The 16,405-nt window shown below is 68.4% G+C and carries 17 protein-coding genes; 1 reads left to right on the top strand and 16 read right to left on the bottom strand.

From position 1 onward, the window contains the following. Positions 1 to 10: 10 nt before the first annotated feature. Positions 11 to 436, top strand: a complete 426-nt coding sequence (locus DK842_RS00235; protein WP_114059565.1) for a VOC family protein — start codon at positions 11 to 13, stop codon at positions 434 to 436. Between the two features lie 34 nt (positions 437 to 470). On the opposite strand, the gene DK842_RS00230 is transcribed toward DK842_RS00235, so the two are convergent. The 16 genes from DK842_RS00230 to cobA all read right to left on the bottom strand — a co-directional run bounded on the left by DK842_RS00230 (position 471) and on the right by cobA (position 16,404). Further along, the gene (locus DK842_RS00230) at positions 471 to 1,565 is read right to left on the bottom strand and encodes an SGNH/GDSL hydrolase family protein (protein ID WP_114059564.1); all 1,095 of its coding nucleotides are present in this window, start codon (positions 1,563 to 1,565) and stop codon (positions 471 to 473) included. 87 nt (positions 1,566 to 1,652) lie between these two features. Then, the gene (bluB, locus tag DK842_RS00225; RefSeq protein WP_114059563.1) at positions 1,653 to 2,294 is read right to left on the bottom strand and encodes a 5,6-dimethylbenzimidazole synthase; all 642 of its coding nucleotides are present in this window, start codon (positions 2,292 to 2,294) and stop codon (positions 1,653 to 1,655) included. Next, positions 2,291 to 3,583 carry a cobyrinate a,c-diamide synthase gene (locus DK842_RS00220; RefSeq protein ID WP_114059562.1) on the bottom strand — a complete coding sequence of 431 codons (1,293 nt, stop codon included), beginning with the start codon at positions 3,581 to 3,583 and terminating at the stop codon, positions 2,291 to 2,293. The genes bluB and DK842_RS00220 overlap by 4 nt, the downstream gene beginning before the upstream one ends. After that, a complete protein-coding gene (gene cobO, locus DK842_RS00215) occupies positions 3,583 to 4,185 on the bottom strand; it encodes a cob(I)yrinic acid a,c-diamide adenosyltransferase (protein WP_114059561.1) in 603 nt (200 codons plus the stop codon). The genes DK842_RS00220 and cobO overlap by 1 nt, the downstream gene beginning before the upstream one ends. A 29-nt stretch (positions 4,186 to 4,214) precedes the next feature. After that, positions 4,215 to 5,237, bottom strand: coding sequence for a FecCD family ABC transporter permease (locus DK842_RS00210; RefSeq protein WP_232538562.1), 1,023 nt, complete (start codon positions 5,235 to 5,237; stop codon positions 4,215 to 4,217). Beyond that, the gene (locus DK842_RS00205; RefSeq protein ID WP_168194787.1) at positions 5,234 to 6,202 is read right to left on the bottom strand and encodes an ABC transporter substrate-binding protein; all 969 of its coding nucleotides are present in this window, start codon (positions 6,200 to 6,202) and stop codon (positions 5,234 to 5,236) included. Before DK842_RS00205 ends, DK842_RS00210 begins: the two co-directional genes overlap by 4 nt. Then, complete coding sequence (locus DK842_RS00200) at positions 6,199 to 6,990, bottom strand: ABC transporter ATP-binding protein (RefSeq protein ID WP_168194786.1); 792 nt, start codon at positions 6,988 to 6,990, stop codon at positions 6,199 to 6,201. The genes DK842_RS00205 and DK842_RS00200 overlap by 4 nt, the downstream gene beginning before the upstream one ends. Before the next feature lie 3 nt (positions 6,991 to 6,993). Then, the gene (locus DK842_RS00195) at positions 6,994 to 8,100 is read right to left on the bottom strand and encodes a CobW family GTP-binding protein (RefSeq protein ID WP_114059560.1); all 1,107 of its coding nucleotides are present in this window, start codon (positions 8,098 to 8,100) and stop codon (positions 6,994 to 6,996) included. Beyond that, a complete protein-coding gene (cobJ, locus tag DK842_RS00190; RefSeq protein WP_114059559.1) occupies positions 8,097 to 9,641 on the bottom strand; it encodes a precorrin-3B C(17)-methyltransferase in 1,545 nt (514 codons plus the stop codon). Before cobJ ends, DK842_RS00195 begins: the two co-directional genes overlap by 4 nt. A 346-nt stretch (positions 9,642 to 9,987) precedes the next feature. Then, positions 9,988 to 10,731 (bottom strand): cobalamin biosynthesis protein, encoded by a 744-nt coding sequence (locus DK842_RS00185; protein WP_114059558.1) that lies wholly within the window; start codon positions 10,729 to 10,731, stop codon positions 9,988 to 9,990. Then, complete coding sequence (gene cobM, locus DK842_RS00180; protein ID WP_114059557.1) at positions 10,728 to 11,531, bottom strand: precorrin-4 C(11)-methyltransferase; 804 nt, start codon at positions 11,529 to 11,531, stop codon at positions 10,728 to 10,730. The genes DK842_RS00185 and cobM overlap by 4 nt, the downstream gene beginning before the upstream one ends. After that, a complete protein-coding gene (cobI, locus tag DK842_RS00175) occupies positions 11,528 to 12,256 on the bottom strand; it encodes a precorrin-2 C(20)-methyltransferase (RefSeq protein ID WP_114059556.1) in 729 nt (242 codons plus the stop codon). The genes cobM and cobI overlap by 4 nt, the downstream gene beginning before the upstream one ends. Continuing rightward, on the bottom strand, positions 12,253 to 13,386 hold the full coding sequence (cbiD, locus tag DK842_RS00170; protein WP_114059555.1) for a cobalt-precorrin-5B (C(1))-methyltransferase CbiD: 1,134 nt from the start codon (positions 13,384 to 13,386) through the stop codon (positions 12,253 to 12,255). Before cbiD ends, cobI begins: the two co-directional genes overlap by 4 nt. Next, positions 13,383 to 14,948: a precorrin-8X methylmutase gene (locus DK842_RS00165; protein ID WP_114059554.1), complete on the bottom strand. Its 1,566-nt coding sequence runs from the start codon at positions 14,946 to 14,948 to the stop codon at positions 13,383 to 13,385. The genes cbiD and DK842_RS00165 overlap by 4 nt, the downstream gene beginning before the upstream one ends. Further along, positions 14,945 to 15,646, bottom strand: a complete 702-nt coding sequence (locus tag DK842_RS00160) for a cobalt-precorrin-7 (C(5))-methyltransferase (protein ID WP_114059553.1) — start codon at positions 15,644 to 15,646, stop codon at positions 14,945 to 14,947. The genes DK842_RS00165 and DK842_RS00160 overlap by 4 nt, the downstream gene beginning before the upstream one ends. After that, positions 15,643 to 16,404 (bottom strand): uroporphyrinogen-III C-methyltransferase, encoded by a 762-nt coding sequence (gene cobA, locus DK842_RS00155; protein ID WP_114059552.1) that lies wholly within the window; start codon positions 16,402 to 16,404, stop codon positions 15,643 to 15,645. Before cobA ends, DK842_RS00160 begins: the two co-directional genes overlap by 4 nt. Between the last annotated feature and the right edge of the window lies 1 nt (position 16,405).

Genomic DNA, 16,405 nt, shown 5'->3' with positions numbered 1-16,405 from the left:
AGGAGGCGGCATGAAAGCTCGCATCACTTTGCTGACCTTGGGCGTGGACGATCTGGAGCGTTCGCTGGCGTTCTATCGGGATGGATTGGGGTGGCCGAGCGAAGGCATCGTCGGAGCCGAGTTCGAATACGGCGCGGTCGCTTTTTTCGAACTGGAAGGCGGCCTGAAACTGGCCTTGTATCCGCGCGACAGCCTGGCGCGCGATGCCGGCTTGCCGCGCCAGTCTTCCCGCGCCGCTGAACTGTCGATAGGCCACAACGTCGCCTCGCGCGAGGCGGTGGACGACGCGATGGCCCAGGCCGCGCGAGCCGGCGCGGCCATCGTCAAACCGGCCAGGGATACCTTCTGGGGCGGCTACGCCGGTTATTTCCAGGACCCTGACGGCTATCTGTGGGAAGTGGCCTGGAATCCTCACTGGCCGTTGCCGGAGGCATGAGCGGGCCGCGCCGGGCGGCGCGGCTTTCATCCGCTTACTTGTCCCAGATATTGCCCAGCGTTCGGATGGCGCTGTTCATCTGCGCGGCCATCTTGGCGTGGTCGGCCAGATTCGGGTGCCAGTTGCAACCGGTGAGCTCGATATTCTGCCAGTCCATGTAAGCCACCGTGGTGCCCTGTTTTCTTTCTTCGTCTGCGATGCGGCTGACCAGCGGCCGCATCCTGTCGTCCGGCCACAGATAGGTGGCGGCCAGCAGGAAGGCGGGATTGTCGTAGCGTCGTTTCAACTGGGCGATCAGAGCGTGGTAGGCCTTGGCGTAATCGTCGGCCAGCTGTTGCTGGCTGCGCGGCTCGCCAGGGCCGACCGCGGTGCCGAAGTCGTTGACGCCCAAACCGATCACCACCAGTTGCGGCCGCCAGTCGTAGCGGCGGTAGGCGTTGTTGCCGGGTGCGGTTTCGGGCAGGTTTTGCAGCAGGCGCGCGTGGTAGCTGCGGTAATCCACTTGCGGCATATTGCCGCCCCAGTTGCGGACCATGCCCATGCCGGACATGCCGTTGTTCTGGATTTGCGCGCTGTAAAGTTTGCCCAGATAGGCGGCGAAGCTTCGGCTGGCGTCGCTGCGCTCGACGATCTGCTGTTCGGTGCACTCGCGGGCGGCGGACAGATTGCCGTAGGCGACGGTCCAGGAGTCGCCGATGAATTCTATCTGCCGGCGGGGCCTGGGCGGCAGCGCCAGCGGTCGCGCGTCGCGAAGCAGAAAGCCGCGGAATAGTCCGGCCTGGTCCGGCGACTGGGTCAGTTTGAACAGCCGCGCGGTATGCGGCTTGGCGTCCGGCGCGCTCAGCCAGATGGTGCGCTCGCCTGCCGCCGGCGCGATTGTCTGCGCGGCTGTGCCGTCCAGCTCCAGCGCGTAGTAATTGACTGAGTCGTTCAGTCGGACGGCCACCGCCTTGCCGGCGAATCGCACGCTCCAGTTCACGCCGGGCCAGGTGGCCTGCCAGCCATCTGCCCGGTAGACTTGCCGGCCTTCCGCCTGCACCGCCCAGCGCGGCGCGGAGGTGTCCGCAGCCTGAGCGGACAGGATGGTGATGGCAGGCAGCAGCACAGCCAACCATTTTGTGTTCATCATTACATTCTCCTTATTAAAATGCCATTAAAGTATTGTTCATTATTAAATAAATTCAATGGCATTTCTAGAAAGGAGGACGGATGGATTTCAGTGCTCCTGCCAGCGGTCTTCGAAAATCAACTCGGCCAGGTTTTGCCGGCTGGCCCAATGCTCCAGTTCCAGCATCGGTTTTTTGTAAAAGGCCTCGACATGGCCGATGCACAGTATCGCGATCGGCCGCGCGCCTTCCGGCATGGCCAGCAGCGCGGCCAGCTTGCCCGGGTCGAAGATGGAGACCCAGCCCAGGCCCAGGCCCTCGGCGCGCGCCGCCAGCCACATGTTCTGGATCGCGCAGGCCACCGAGGCCAGGTCCATTTCCGGCAGCGTGCGGCGGCCGAACACGTGGCGTTCGCGGCCGTCCATCAGCGCGGCCACCAGCACTTCGCCGCAATCGAGCACGCCTTCCACTTTCAATTTCATGAATTCATCCTCGCGCTCGCCCAAGGCGCGGGCGGTCTGGATGCGTTCTTCTTCCACCAGCGCGTGCAGCTGGCGGCGCAGTTCCGCGCTGCGGATGCGGATGAAGCGCCAAGGTTGCATGAAGCCCACGCTGGGCGCGCAATGCGCGGCTTCCAGCAGCCGCTGCATGATTTGGGGATCGACTGGGTCCGGCTTGAAGTGGCGCATGTCGCGGCGCTCGCGGATGGCGCGGTAGACGGCGTCGATGTCGGCTTGCGGATAGCGGTTCATGGCAGGAACAGGCTCGCTGTGGCTAAGGGGTTGGAGGGAAAGTAGGCGTGGAAATAGCTGGCCAGCAGGCTGCCCTGTCGGTATAGCGCTTCCCCCCGTCCTGCGCCGCTGGCCCTGTGGGCATGCCCGGCGGGAGCGAGCGGCGTATCCAGCCGCGTGTAATGGAAAGTGTGGCCGCGCAGCCTGCCGCCGGGGAAGCCCATTTCCTGCAAGCCCAGTCCGCATAGCCTGTCTTGAAGGACCGCCTGGCCGGGCAGCAGTTCCAGCATGGCCGCGCTGTTTCCGTCGCGGCTGGTCAGCCGGTCCAGCAGGTAGAGCATGCCGCCGCACTCGGCGTACAGCGGCTTGCCCGCTTCGACATGCCTATGCAGATCCGCTTTCAGCGCCGTGTTGGCGGACAGCGTTTCAAGATGCAGCTCAGGGTAGCCGCCGGGCAGGTAGACCGCGTCGCAGTCGGGCAGCGCGGCGTCGGCCAGCGGCGAGAAAAAGGCTAGTTCCGCGCCCAGTTGGGCCAGCAGCTCAAGATTAGCCGGGTAGACGAAGGCGAAGGCGGCGTCGCGGGCGATGGCGATGCGCTTGCCTGCCAGCAGTCGCGGCATCTCAGGCAGATCAAGGGCGGGAAACTCGATTGCCGGTGGCAGTTCAGCCAGCGCGGTGCCGGCGATCTGCGCCGCCGCGCGGTCGAGGCGTTCGTCCAGATCGGCGATTTCCTGCGCCTGCACCAGGCCCAGATGGCGTTCCGGCAGCCGAACCGCCTCGTCGCGGCGCAGCGCGGCCAACAGCGGCAGGCGCTCAGGCAGTTGCTGGGCCAGCATCTCGGCGTGGCGCTCGCTGGCGACGTGGTTGGCGATAAAGCCGTGGAAGGCCAGGCCGGGGCGGAAGCCGGCCAGGCCGTGGGCGATGGCGGCGAAGGTCTGCGCCATGCCGGCGGCGTCGATCACCGCCGCCAGCGGCACGCCGAGCAGGGCGGCCAGGTCGGCGCTGCTGGGCGTGCCGTCGAACAGGCCCATGCTGCCCTCGATCAGGATCAGGTCGACGTCGGCGGTGGCCTGATGCAGCCGGGCGCGGCAGTCGTCCTCGCCGTTCATCCACAGGTCCAGGCCATAGACGGCGTGGCCGCTGGCCCGCTCGAGAATATAGGGATCGAGGAAGTCCGGCCCGGTCTTGAATACCCGCACCCGGCGGCCTTGATTGCGGTGATGCCGCGCCAGCGCCGCCGTCACCGTGGTCTTGCCCTGGTGCGAGGCGGGGGCGGTCAGGAACAGCGCCGGACAGCGGCGGGCCGTCATCAGAACTCCACCCCGCGCTGCGCCTTGATGCCCTGCTCGCGGTACGGGTGTTTGACCAGCCGCATCTCGGTGACCAGATCCGCGGCCTCAAGCAAGGCTTCCGGCGCGTGGCGGCCGGTGACCACCACGTGCTGCATCGCCGGCCGGGCGGCGAAGGCGGCCAGCACTTCGTCCAGCGGCAGGTATTCGTATTTCAGCACCACGTTCAATTCGTCGAGGATCACCATGTCGTAATCGTCGCTTCCCAGCATCGCCAGCGCCTGTTCCCAGCCCTTGCGCGCGGTGGCGATGTCGGCCTCGCGATCCTGGGTGTTCCAGGTATAGCCTTCGCCCATGGTGTGGAAGTCGCAGTTGTCGAAGCCGCCCAGCAGGTCGCGCTCGGCGGTGTGCAGCGCGCCCTTGATGAACTGCACCACGCCCAGGCGCATGCCGTGGCCGACGGCGCGCAGGCCCATGCCGAAGGCGGCGCTGCTCTTGCCCTTGCCGGTGCCGGTGTTGACGATGAGCAGGCCCTTTTCGCCGGTGGCGGCGGCCTTTTTCTTCTCGAAGCCCGCCTTGCGCTTCTCGGTCATGCGCTGGTGGGAGGCCGGATCGGTTTTCATAGTGTCGTCCTTGTGTGGGGCCGGCGCCGTCAGCGGCGCAGCAGCCAGATGAAGAAGGCGCCGCCGACGGCGGCGGTGCCGACGCCCACCGGGATGTCTTCCGGCGCGATCAGCGTGCGCGCGGCGGCGTCCACCCAGATCAGGAACAGCGCCCCCAACAGCGCGCAGGCCGGCAGCAAGCGGCGGTGGTCGGCGCCGACGCAGCGGCGGGCGATGTGCGGAATCATCAGGCCGACGAAGCCTATCGCCCCGCTGACCGCGACCATGGTGCCGGTCAGCAGAGAGGAGGCGGCGAACACCGCCAGCCGCAGCCGGGTCACGCGGATGCCCAGCGTGACCGCGGTTTGCTCGCCGGCCATCAGCGCGTTCAGCGGCCTGGCTACCATCAGCAGCGCGGCCAGGCCCAGGCACAGCGCGGCCAGCGGCGCCGGCAGCAGCTCCCAGCGCGCCTGGCCCAGGCCGCCCAGCATCCAGAACAGCACCGCCGAGGCCGAGCGATGGTCGCCCAGATACAGCATCAGATTGGCCAAAGCCATCAGCAGGAAGGACACGGCCACGCCGGCCAGCAGCAGACGCTCGGCTTGCAGCCGGCGCTGGCGCACGGCGATGCCGGTGACCAGCAGGGTGGCCAGCAAGGCGCCGGTGAAGGCGGCCAGCGGCAGGGTGGCGCCGCCCAGCACATTGCCGCTGAACAGCAGCACCGTCACCGCGCCCAGGGTGGCGCCGGAGCTGACGCCCAACAGGTGGGGATCGGCCAGCTGGTTGCGGGTGGTGGCCTGCAAGGCCGCGCCCACCAAGGCCAGGCCGGCGCCGACCATGCCGCCCAGCAGCACGCGCGGCAGCCGCAGCTGCCAGATGATCAGATCCTGGCCCGGCTGCCAGGCCGGTTCCACCGGCAGGCCCAGCTGGTGCAGCAGCACATTGGAACTGACGGCGAATTCAACCGGCGCGGCGCCCAGGCCGGAGGCCAGCGGCAGCGACAGCGCCAGCAGGGCCAGCAAGAGGCTCAGCAAGGGCCAGGCCGGCGGACGGTTGGCGATGGCGCGGATCACTTGGCGAAGACTTCCGGGTGCAGGCCGCGCGCCAGCGCGCTGATGGCGTCGGCGTTGGCGATGCCGGGCGTGGCGCTGTCGTAGGGCAGCACGATGAAGCGCTTGTCGCGCACCGCCGCCATCTTGTTCAGCGCCGGGTGTTTCTGCAGGAAGGCGATCTTTTGCTGGGCGGTGACCTTGCCGTAGTCGATGATCACGACCACTTGCGGATTGCGCGCCACCACGGTTTCCCAGTCGACGCGGGTCCAGCTGGCGTTGACGTCGTTCAGGATGTTGCGGCCGCCGGCGGCCTGGATCAGCGCGTCGGGCATCGCCAGCCGGCCGGCGCTGAAGGGGCGGTCCTCGCCGCTGTCGTAGACGAAGACCGACGGCGTGGCCTTGCGTTTGGCGACGCGGGCGGCGACGCCGTCCACCTTGGCGCGCATCTCGGCCACCACTTTTTGCGCGCGCGGCTCCACGTTGAAGATGCGGCCCAGATTATGGATGTCGCGATAAACGTCGTCCAGGCTCGCCGCCGGGCGTTTCATCACATGGGCGCAGGATTCGCTGAGCTCGTAGACCTGGATGCCCAAGGGCGCCAGCGAGGCCGGCGTCACCGGGCCGCCCACGCGCAGGCCGTAGTTCCAGCCGGCGAAGAAAAAGTCGGCGTTGCGGGCCAGCAGCGCTTCCGACGAGGGGTAGTCGCCGGCCAGCTCCGGCAGCTTGCCCAGCGCCTGTTTCAACGGCGCGTTCAGCTTGTTCCAAGCGCTGATGCCGGTATAGCCGACCATGCGGTTTTGCAGGCCCAGCGCCACCATCATCTCGGTCAGATTGATGTCGTGGCTGACCGCGCGCTGCGGCGCGCGCTGAAAGACGACCTTGCGGTTGCAGCTGTCCACGGTCAGCGGGTAAGCGCTGGCGTGGGCCTGGGAGGCCAGCAGCGCGGCCAGGCCGCAGGCGATGAGCGAAGGCAGGTTCAGTTTCATGCGTTTTCTTCTTCCAACAGGGTGATGCGGGGATGGCCGGCCTGCGGGTGGCGATCCACCAGCGCGCGCACGCCGAACACCTCGGCCAGCAAGGACGGCGTCAGCACCGCTTCCGGCGCGCCGCTGGCGACGACGCGGCCGGCCTTCAGCGCGTACAGCCGGTGGCAGAAGGCGGCGGCCAGGTTCAGGTCGTGCAGCGTGGCGACGGCGGCGATGCCCAGCCGGCGCACCAGGCGCAGCAGCGACAATTGGTGGCGCAGGTCCAGGTGGTTGGTCGGCTCGTCCAGGATCAGCAGCTCCGGCTTCTGGGCCAGCGCCCGCGCCAGCAGCGCGCGCTGCTTCTCGCCGCCGGACAGGGTGGCGAAAGGCTGGTGTTGCTGCGACGCCAGGCCCACCTGATCCAGCGCGTCGTCGACGATGGCGTGGTCGGCGGCGCTGCCGCCGCGCAGCAGCGACTGGTGCGGAATGCGGCCCATGTCGGCCACTTCGCGCACGGTCAGGCCGAAGTCCTCCGGGAATTCCTGCAGCACCACCGCGACGCGGCGGGCGAAGGAGGCGGCGGATTGGCCCCAGATGTCGGCGCCGTCGAGTTTGGCTTCGCCAGCCAGCGGCCTGTTGAAGCGGAAGGCGCAGCGCAGCGTGCTGGTCTTGCCGCTGCCGTTGGGGCCGATGACGCCGACGAATTCGCCGGGCCGCACGGTCAGCGCGATGTCGCGCAGCAGCCTCGCCTCAGGCGCTGTCGCGGCGTCCGGCGACCAGTCCAGGCCGCATAGTTCCAATGCGCTCACCGCCTAGCTCCAGTGCGCGCCGGTGATGTCGCGCAGCAAGGCCACCACGCGCGGACGGCTGGGGTGGTAGCCGATGAACACCAGCTGCGCCTGGCGCGGCGCGGCCAGCGCCTCGTCGCGGCTCAATTCGATGCGCTTGCGCACGCCCTGGGCCAGCAGCCGGCCGGGGCCGTCGGCGCAGGCGGCGAAGCCCTTGATCCTGAGCAGCGGCTCCTCGCGGGCGATGGCCTCCAGCGCCGCCGCCAGCTTGTCGGCATGCTGGGCTTCCTTGCTGCGGATCATGAACGATTGCCAGCCCGGGTCCTGATCGTGGAAATGCTTGTGGGTGGACAGGCCGTGGCTGTGCGCGGCCTGGCCGCCGTGGCTGTGGCCGTCCAGCAAGGCCTGGTTGGCCAGCGGCCGCATCGCGAGCCCCGGCATGCTGGCCACCGGGCCGTAGTGGCGGTGCGCGGCCGGCGAGGCTTCGTGCAGATGCAGGCCCAGCGTCAGCCGGGTGTCCAGCTTGGCTTGATAGGCCAGTTCGATGAAGCGTATCGACGGCGCCTGCCGGCGCACGGCGTCTTCCGCCGCCAGTAGCTGGTCCGCGGACAGCGCGTCTATCTTGTTCAGCACCACGATGTCGGCGTGGCCCAGCTGCTGGTCGAACAGCTCCGCCACCGCGTCGGTCTTGCCGCCGTCTCCGGCCGGCGCGAAATGGCCGGCCAGCAGCAGCGGGGTGTCGACCACCGCCAGCGTCGCGTCCAGCACGAAATAGGGCGCCAGCGCCTCGCTTTGCAGCTGGGCCATCACCGCGCTGGGCAGCGCCAGGCCGGAGGTTTCGATCAGCACGTGGTCTATCTGCTGGCGGCGCTGCCACAGCGCCAGCATGGTGGGCAGGAAGTCGGCGTCGTCGTCGTAGGCGACCAGGCCATTGGCGAGGTCGTGGATTTCCACGCCGCCGGCGTCGGCGTCGCGCAGCAGCCCGCCGTCTATCGACACCTCGCCGAACTCGTTGACCAGGATGGCCAGCCGGCGCTGCTTGTTGTTCTCCAGCAGTTTGGACAGCAGCGTGGTCTTGCCGGCGCCGAGGAAGCCGGTCAGCACGGTGACGGGAAGGCGCGGCGCGCTCATGCCTGGCCTCCCTGCGGCAGGGCCGCCAGCACGGCGTCAAAGTCGCTGAATGTTTGCGGATAGTCCAGTCGCGGGCGGTCGATGACGATGAACGGGATGCCCAGCGCCGCCGCGGCGGCCGCCTTGGCGTCGAAGCCGCCGGCCTCGCCGCCGTCCTTGCTGATCACGCAGTCGATTCCCCAATCGCGCCACAGCGCCTCGTTGGCGGCCTGCGAGAACGGGCCTTGCATCGCGCAGATGCGCGAACGCGGGAGACCTAAGTCCAGCGCCCGCTGCAGGTGCTGCGGGTCCGGCGCCAGTCGGACGAACCATTGATGCTTTTGTTCCGAGTCGGCGGCGAGGAAGCGGTGCAGCTCCTTGCTGCCGGTGGCGAGGAAAACGCGTTTTCCTTTCGTCATCGCCAGCCTGGCGGCCGCGTCGCTGTCGGCGCAACGGATCACCGGATGCTCGCTGCCGCTGGCCGGCCGTTCGTAGCGCAGATAGGGCAGGGCCAGCTCCTCGGCCAGCGCCATCAGCTGCTGCGACATCTCGCTGGCGTAAGGGTGGGTGGCGTCGACGATGGCCGAAGCCCGGCTGCCGGACAGCAGCTCGCGGCGGCGCTCCACGCCCAGCCGGCCGCTGACGGTGGCGACGCCGGGCACGGCTTGCTGCGCCTGCTCGTTGCCGTAGTCGCTGGCGCTGCTGACCACTACCGCGCGGCCGGCGTCGGCGATGGCGCGCGACAGCGCGTTGCCGTCGCTGGTGCCGGAAAACACCCAGGCGGCGCCGGCGGGCAGCGCGTGGGCCTTTACCGTGTCGCTGGTGTTGTCCCAGTTGAAGTAGCCGCGCGGGGTGAACATCCACTCGCGCTTGCGGCGGGTGAAGCGGTTGCCGATGACGATGCTGGTCAGCATGTCGAAGCGGCGGGTCCGCAGCTCGGCCAGCGTGACAATTTCCACCGCCTGGTCCTCGCGGTAGGCGTTGCGGACGATGCCGCACAGCGTTTCTGGCTTCTTGTGCTCCAGCATGATGTCCAGGATGCGGTAGACGCCTTCCTGGCGCTGGCGGCTTTGCACGTTGTAGAACACCACCGCCAGGTCGGCCTGGGCGATGTGGCGGGCGCGGGTTTCGATCCATTCCCACGGGCACAGCAGGTCCGACAGGCTGAGCGTAGCGAAATCGTGCGATAGCGGCGCGCCGAGCAGGGACGCGCAGGAATTGGCCGAGGTGATGCCGGGGATCAGCTGCACGTCGAACACATCGTCCTCGCGCATGTCTTCATAGGCCAGCGTGGCCATCGCGTAGACGCCGATGTCGCCGCTGGACAGCAGGGCCACGATCTTGCCGGCGCGGGCTTCCTCCAGCGCCAGCTGGGCGCGCTCGCGCTCCTGGGTCAGCGGCAAGGTGCGGATGTCCTTGCCGGCGATCCACGGTTGCACCCAGGTCAGGTAGAGGTCGTAGGAGACGATCACGTCGCTTGCAGCCAGCGCCTGGCGGGCGAGGTCAGGGATCAGCTCGGCGCGGCCGGGGCCGACCGAGACGAGGTAGAGTTTGCCGGTCATTCTTTCAGTTATCCATTTGTTGCGTAGGGCGGAAGCATCGGCTTGGCCGGGGTGTTCCGCCTGTTAAAGTCATTTTTCGTGCCTGCTTCGCAGGCGATGTTTAGGGGCGGTTCCACCGCTGGGGGCAAGGGGGGCTGCGCGGCCAGCCCCCCTTGCAACCCCCAGGCCGCCCCCGCGTTCCCCGAAACCCCGGAGCAAACATGCCCGGCAAGGCGCTGCCGAACTCGCCGCGCGCTAGCGTCGCGCGGCTCAAACAAGCGGCAGCTTAAAACCTTGCCAAGCATGTTTGCTCCGGCGGGGACGAAGGGGGGAATGGGTGGCGTCGAAGTCATTTGGGCCTGCGTATTTAAAAGAGGCTGTCTTCGACAATGGCCACCGTCACGCCATCCAATGCCGTCTTGGGCACGATCAACCGCCCCCGCGGGCTGGCGATCAGCGCGCAGGGCTCGCACACGCCGTCCACGCCTACGTTCCGCCGCACCCAGTCCGATGGCGCGCCGGTCCAGCCGCGGGCGGCGACGTCTTCGCGGGCGATGACGCGCAGCGGCAGCGCGTGGCGGGCGCAGAATGCCAATAGGCCTTCTTCGTCGGCCTTCAGGTCTATCGTCGCTACTTCGCGCACGTCGGATAACGCTCGGCCGGCCAAGGCCTGCAATACCGCTTGTTCGATGGCCTCGGCGCTTTTGCCGCGGCGGCAGCCGATGCCTAGCGTTAGAGGTTTCACCGCTTCGGTGGCGGTGGTGACGGCCGGCACCGCGCCGGTCAGCCGCGCCGCTTCGTAGGCAAGGTCATTCGCTCCGCCTTCGTGGCCGGACAATAGCGGGATGGCGAAGCGGGCGGCTTCGTCCATCACCACCACCGCCGGGTCGCTGTACTTGCTTTGCGGCAGGCCGTCCAGATAGCGGACGGCGATGCCGCTGGCCATCACCAGCACCCAGTGGCTGTGCGCGTGGAAGGCGGCGCGGAATTGCTCGCGGCCGCTGACGCCGGGCGCCAGCCACGGCTGGTACAGCCGGGCGTCCAGCGCCGCCGCCAGCTTCTGTCCCAAGGGCAGCGCTTCGGCGCGCACCAGCCACACGGCGCGGCTCATGCCTGGTTTTCTTTCTGCAGGCTGGTCCGCTTGGTCTTGCGGTCGTCGCCGTCGCGGAAGATGTGGGTGAAACCGGCCGCGTACAGGCTGGATTCGACGCCGCCTTCGCGCGACAGCGCCTCGCCCACCAGCAGCAGCGTGGTCAGCAGCCAGTCCTTTTGCTTCACTTCGGACAGCATCTTGCCCAGCGTGGAGCGGTGGACGGACTGGTCCGGCCAGCTGGCGCGGCGCACCAGCGCCACCGGGGTAGTGGGCGGGTAGTGCAGCGACAGGTCGGCGACGGTCTGCTTCAGCCGCTGGCCGGACAGGAAGATGCACATCGTCGCGCGGTGGGCGGCGAAGCTGGCGATGGATTCCGTCTCCGGCACCGCGCTGGCGCGGCCGCTGGTGCGGGTCAGGATGATGGATTGCGACACCTCGGGCCGGGTCAGCTCGCTGCCCAATGCGGCGGCGGCGGCGGTGAACGAGGACACGCCGGGGACGACCTCGTATTTGATACCAAGCGCTTCCAGCCGGCGCATCTGCTCGTTGGTGGCGCCGTAGATTGCCGGATCGCCGGAGTGCAGCCGGGCGACGTCCTTGTCCTCGGCCTGGGCGCGGCGATACAGCGCCTCCTGCTGGTCTAGGTTCAGTTCGGCGGTGTCGTGGATCTCCGCGTCCGGGCGGCAGTGGCCGAGCATCTCCGCCGGCACCAGCGAGCCGGCGTACAGCACCATGGGCGCCGCGCCCAACAGGCGGCTGCCGCGCAGCGTGATCAGGTCGGCGGCGCCGGGGCCGGCGCCGATGAAATACACTTTCATGAGTGGCGTCTTTCTCTGGCTGTCTTGCGGATCAGCATGGTGGCGAGGTAGCCGCTGGCCTCGGCCGTCAATTGCGAGGCGTCGGCGCACAGCACTTCGCCGGGCAGGCCGATGCGGCGGGCGAAGGCGCACAACTGGGCGATGCCCATCTGGTTCAATAGCGCCAGCACGTCCGGCAGCCGCTTGCCTATCTTCATCAGCACGATGAGGTCATGGCTGTCGATATCGGCCCGCAGCGCGGCCATCTCGTCCGGGCAGGGCAGGATCAGGATGCGTTCCTTGCCTTCGCCCAAGGGCCAGGACAGCGCCGACGCGGTGGCGGCGAAGCTGGTGACGCCGGGGAAGGTTTGCGTCTCCAGCGTCGGCAGCATTTCGCGCAGCGCCGCCAGCAGGTAGCCGTAGGTGGAGTAGGTCATCGAATCGCCTATGGTCAGGTAGGCGACATTCCGGCCGGCTTCCAATTCGGCGGCCAGCCGCTCGGCCAGCGCGCCGTAATGGCGCGACAGCGCGCCGCGGTCCGGATTCATTTCGAACTCGATTTCGCGAAAGCGGCTTTCGTCCAGCGCCAGCCCGGACAGGCATTGCCGGGCGACGGAGGTGTCGCTGGAGGTCGCGCGCGGCAGGTAGACGATGTCGGCTTCGCGCAGCGCTGCCAGCGCCGCCACCGGAATCAAACCGGCCGGTCCCGGTCCCACGCCTATGCCTATGAGCTTGCCCAGCTTCATGTGGCCTCTCCCAGCGGCGTGCCGTCCATGCCAAAGAGGCGCACCGCCACTTGCCGCACGCTGGGCACCTTGGTGGCCATCCGCGCGGCGGTGCGGCGTTCTATCTCCATCCAGTAGCCGCGCGCGTCCGGCTGGCTGCTCATGATCTGCACTACGTTCTCCACGGTATTCGCTTGTTTGATTTGCGCCACCAATTCGGGCGCATGGCCCAGGTCGGCGGCGACGCCGGCGACGGCGTCCATCGCCATGCCGCTCTTGCCGGAGTGGGTGTCCCACACGCCGTCCAGCAGCTTGGCGATCTTGCCGGGGTGGCCCAGCACCCACAGCGTGTCGAGGATGCGGCCCTGTTCGATCAGCACCGACTCGGCGAAGTCCAGCGAGTCGCCGACGAAGTTGGCGATCTGGACCACCTGCTTTTTTTCCAGCCCCAGCGTGTCGGCGGCGTAGCCGCGGCCTATCTTGCCGGGGGTGAAGGCGATGGCAGTCGGCAGCTCGCCCAGCGCCACCCGCACATAGACTTCGATCGACGCGATCCACGCCGCCTGCGACATCGGCTCGACGATGCCGCTGGTGCCCAGGATCGAGATGCCGCCGACGATGCCCAGCATCGGGTTGAAGGTGCGCTTGGCGATCTTGTCGCCGTCCACGCAGCCTATCGCCAGGTCGACGCCGGGGTCGGGCCGGCCGGCCAGTGCCTCGTCCACCGCCATCCGCATCATCTGCCGCGGCACCGGGTTGATCGCCGGCTCGCCGGGCGGGATGCGCAGGCCGGGCTGGGTGACCATGCCGACGCCGGGCGCGGCCAGGAAGCGCAGCGCGCCGCTGCCGTTCACTTTCACCTCAGCGAAGATCGTCGCGCCGTCGGTGTTGTCCGGGTCGTCGCCGGCGTACTTCAGCACTTCGGCGCGCACGGTGTTTTCGTCCAGCCAGGCCACGCTCTGCACCGGCACCGCCAGATAGAAATCCGGGTCCGGCAGGCTGATGAAGACCTCGTCGGCGTCGACGCCGTCCAGCAGCAGCATCAGCGCCGCCTTGACGGCGGCAGTGGCGCAGCTGCCGGTGGTGCGGCCGCGGCGCATGCCGTTGGGCGCGGGGGCGGCGAGGTCGTAGGGCTGGCGCACCGGGCTCATTCTTCCCGTTGCTGCTGCTGATGGACGTGTTCGATCGCGTCTATCATCAGCGCGTTGACCACGGTGGCCGCCCACGGCGAGCCGCCGCGGGTGCCGCGGTTGGTGATGCGCGGCACTTGCAGCAGCGCGCGCAGCTCTTCCTTGCATTCGCGGGTGCCGACGAAGCCCACCGGCAGGCCGACGACCAACTGCGGCCGCCAGCCGTGATCGCGCACCAGCCGCACCACTTCGCGGATGGCGGTCGGCGCGTCGCCTATCGCCACCACGCAGTCGTTGCCGAACTTCTGCCAGGCGCGGCGGATGCCGGCGGCGGAGCGGGTGAGGCCGCTGGCCTCGGCCAGCAGCCGGGTTTCCTCGTCGTGCACGCCGCACCAGGTTTCCACTTCCAGCTGGCGCAGCACCTCGCGCTTGAGGCCGGTTTCCACCATGGTGACATCGGTGACCACGCGGCGGCAGCGCAGCAGCGCGCGCATGCCGGTTTCGCAGGCGCCGGCCGAGAAGAACAGATCGTCGACGCTGTTGAAGTCGCCGGTGGTGTGCACCAGCCGCATCAGCGCGGTGCGCTGCTCGGCCGGGAAGGCGGACCAGTCGCGGCCCTCGTCTATGATGCGCATGCTTTCCGCTTCGATCGGATGCGGGGTGTAGCGTTTCCAGGCCGGCGGCTGATTGGCGGCAGGCTCGCGTTCCAGCAGGCCGCGCACCTTGCCGTGGTGGCCGCGCTGCGGCTCGCCCACTTGCTGCTCGAAGCCGACGATCTGCACCCGGTACTTGCACAACGCGCAGTTCATCGCCGCGCGGCCCTCCGCGCCTTCCTGCGCCCGCTCCAGAAACACCTCGGCCACTTGCGGGGCCGGGCCCAGATAAGCAGTGCTCAGCACCTCGATCTCCGGATGGCGCGCCGCCAGGTCCGCGGCCGCGCCGTAGATGCGCTTGACCAGCACGCCGTCGAACAGGAAGTAGGGCAGCACCACGATGCGGCGGTAGCCGAGCATGGCGGCGGCGCGCAGACCGTCGGCCACCAGCGGCTTGGCGGTGCCGGAATAGCAGACGAAGGAGGCGGCGAAGCCCAGGCCTTCCTCCAGCATCCGCGCGAGCTTGGAGATTTCGGAATTGGCGTCCGGGTCCGAGGTGCCGCGGCCGACGACGACCAGACAGGCGTCGTTGCGCGAGACGGTCTGCGGAGACGCGGCCTCGGCCTCGACGATGCGCTGGCGGCACAGCGCCAGCAGCCGCGGATGCAGGTCCAGCGCCGCGCCGAAGTGAAAGGCTACGCCCGGGTGCGCCTGCCGCAGCGCCAACAGCTCGCTGGGCATGTCGTTCTTGGCGTGGGTGGCGGCCAACAGCACGCCGGGCACCATCACCACGGTCTTGGCGCCGGCGGCGATCACCTGGTCCACCGCCTCGTCTATGGTCGGGCGGGCGAACTCCAGAAAGCCGTGGGCGACGGGGCGCTCGCCGGCGCGCGCCTTAAGCGCGTCCACCAGCTGCATGAATTCGTTCACTCCGTCCGGGTCGCGGCTGCCGTGGCCGGCCAGCACGATGGCGTAGTCTGATTGGCTCATTTGTGGGTCGGCTCGATCTGGCTGTCCATCGGCGCGAGCGTGCGGATCAGCATGATGCTCATGTCGGAGAAGCGCTGCTCGGCGCACTCGGCCAGCGTGCCGCGCCATTCCGCCTCGTTGCGGGTCAGGTTTTCCCACACCTCCACCGGCTGGCCGGCCGGGATGCCGTTTTCCAGCAGGTAGGCGGCGATGTGCCAGGGCATGAAGGAGCGCGCTTCGTCCCACGGGCAGGGGATCACGATGGCGTTGCGGCCGTCTTGAAGCACGTGAATCAGGTGGCGCTTGAACGGAGTCAGGTCGCCGCGGCGGTGGAAGGTGATGAAGCTGGTCTCGTCGAAACACACCTTGCCGCGCGAGGCCAGGATCTGCGCCGAGGAGATGCCGGGTATCGTTTCCACCGGGTGGCCGCAGGCGCGCTCCACCCGCTCCAGGTACTGGAAGCCGCTGAAGTGGATGTCGCCCATGAACACCACCACGCACTTCTTGCCGGCATGGTGGCGCTCGGCGACGATGTCCAGCTGGGCCACCTGGTCGCGGTAGCCCATCTGTATCACTTCGGCGCTGTCGGGGATCAGCGGGCGCACCACGTCCACCACCGCGTTGAAGCCGGCCACCACGTCGGCCTCGCGTATCAGTTGGGCGGAGCGTTGCGGCAGGTAGCCGATGTCGCCGGGGCCGGCGCCTATGCAGATGATCATGCGTATTCCTTCCTTGTTTCGTTGGCGGCGGACGGGCTACAGGACGCCAGCGCCACCGTCGGTCCGATGACGATCAGCGCCGGGCTGTGGATGCCGGCCGCGCGCATGTCTTGTTTCAGCGCGTCCAGCGTGCTCAGCACCTGGCGCTGCTGCGGCAGCGTACCGTTTTCTATCGCCGCCGCCGGGGTGTCGGGTTTCAGGCCGTGGCGCAGCAGTTCGGCGCGGATCAAGGGCAGCCGCTTGACGCCCATATAGATCACCAGCGTCATGCCGCTTTGCGCCAGCGCCTGCCAGTTGGGTTCGTCGCCGTCCTGGTGCGGGTGGCCGGAGACGAAACAAACGCCGTGGACGAAATGGCGGTGGGTCAGCGGAATGCCCAGCGTGGCCGGCACCGCCAGGCCGGCGCTGAGGCCGTTGACGATCTCCACCTCGACGCCGGCCGCTTGCAGCGTCAGCATTTCCTCGCCGCCGCGGCCGAAGACGAAGGGGTCGCCGCCCTTGAGGCGCGCCACCGTCTTGCCGGCGCGGGCCTCGTCTATCATCCGCTGCTCGATGGCCGCCTGCGGCGTCGACGGACAACCGCCGCGCTTGCCGACCGGCACGATTTCGGTATCCGGCCGCAGCAGGGTGTGGATGTCCGGATGCACCAGATCGTCCACTAGCGCCACATCGGCCAGCTGCAGGCAGCGCGCGGCCTTCAGCGTCAGCATTTCCAGGTCGCCGGGGCCGGCGCCTATCAGGTAAACCTTGCCCGTCATC

Origin of the sequence: Chromobacterium phragmitis (assembly GCF_003325475.1) — a bacterium.
In the GTDB taxonomy this organism is placed as follows: Bacteria; Pseudomonadota; Gammaproteobacteria; order Burkholderiales; family Chromobacteriaceae; genus Chromobacterium; species Chromobacterium phragmitis.
This window is presented reverse-complemented; position numbering and strand designations above follow the sequence as displayed.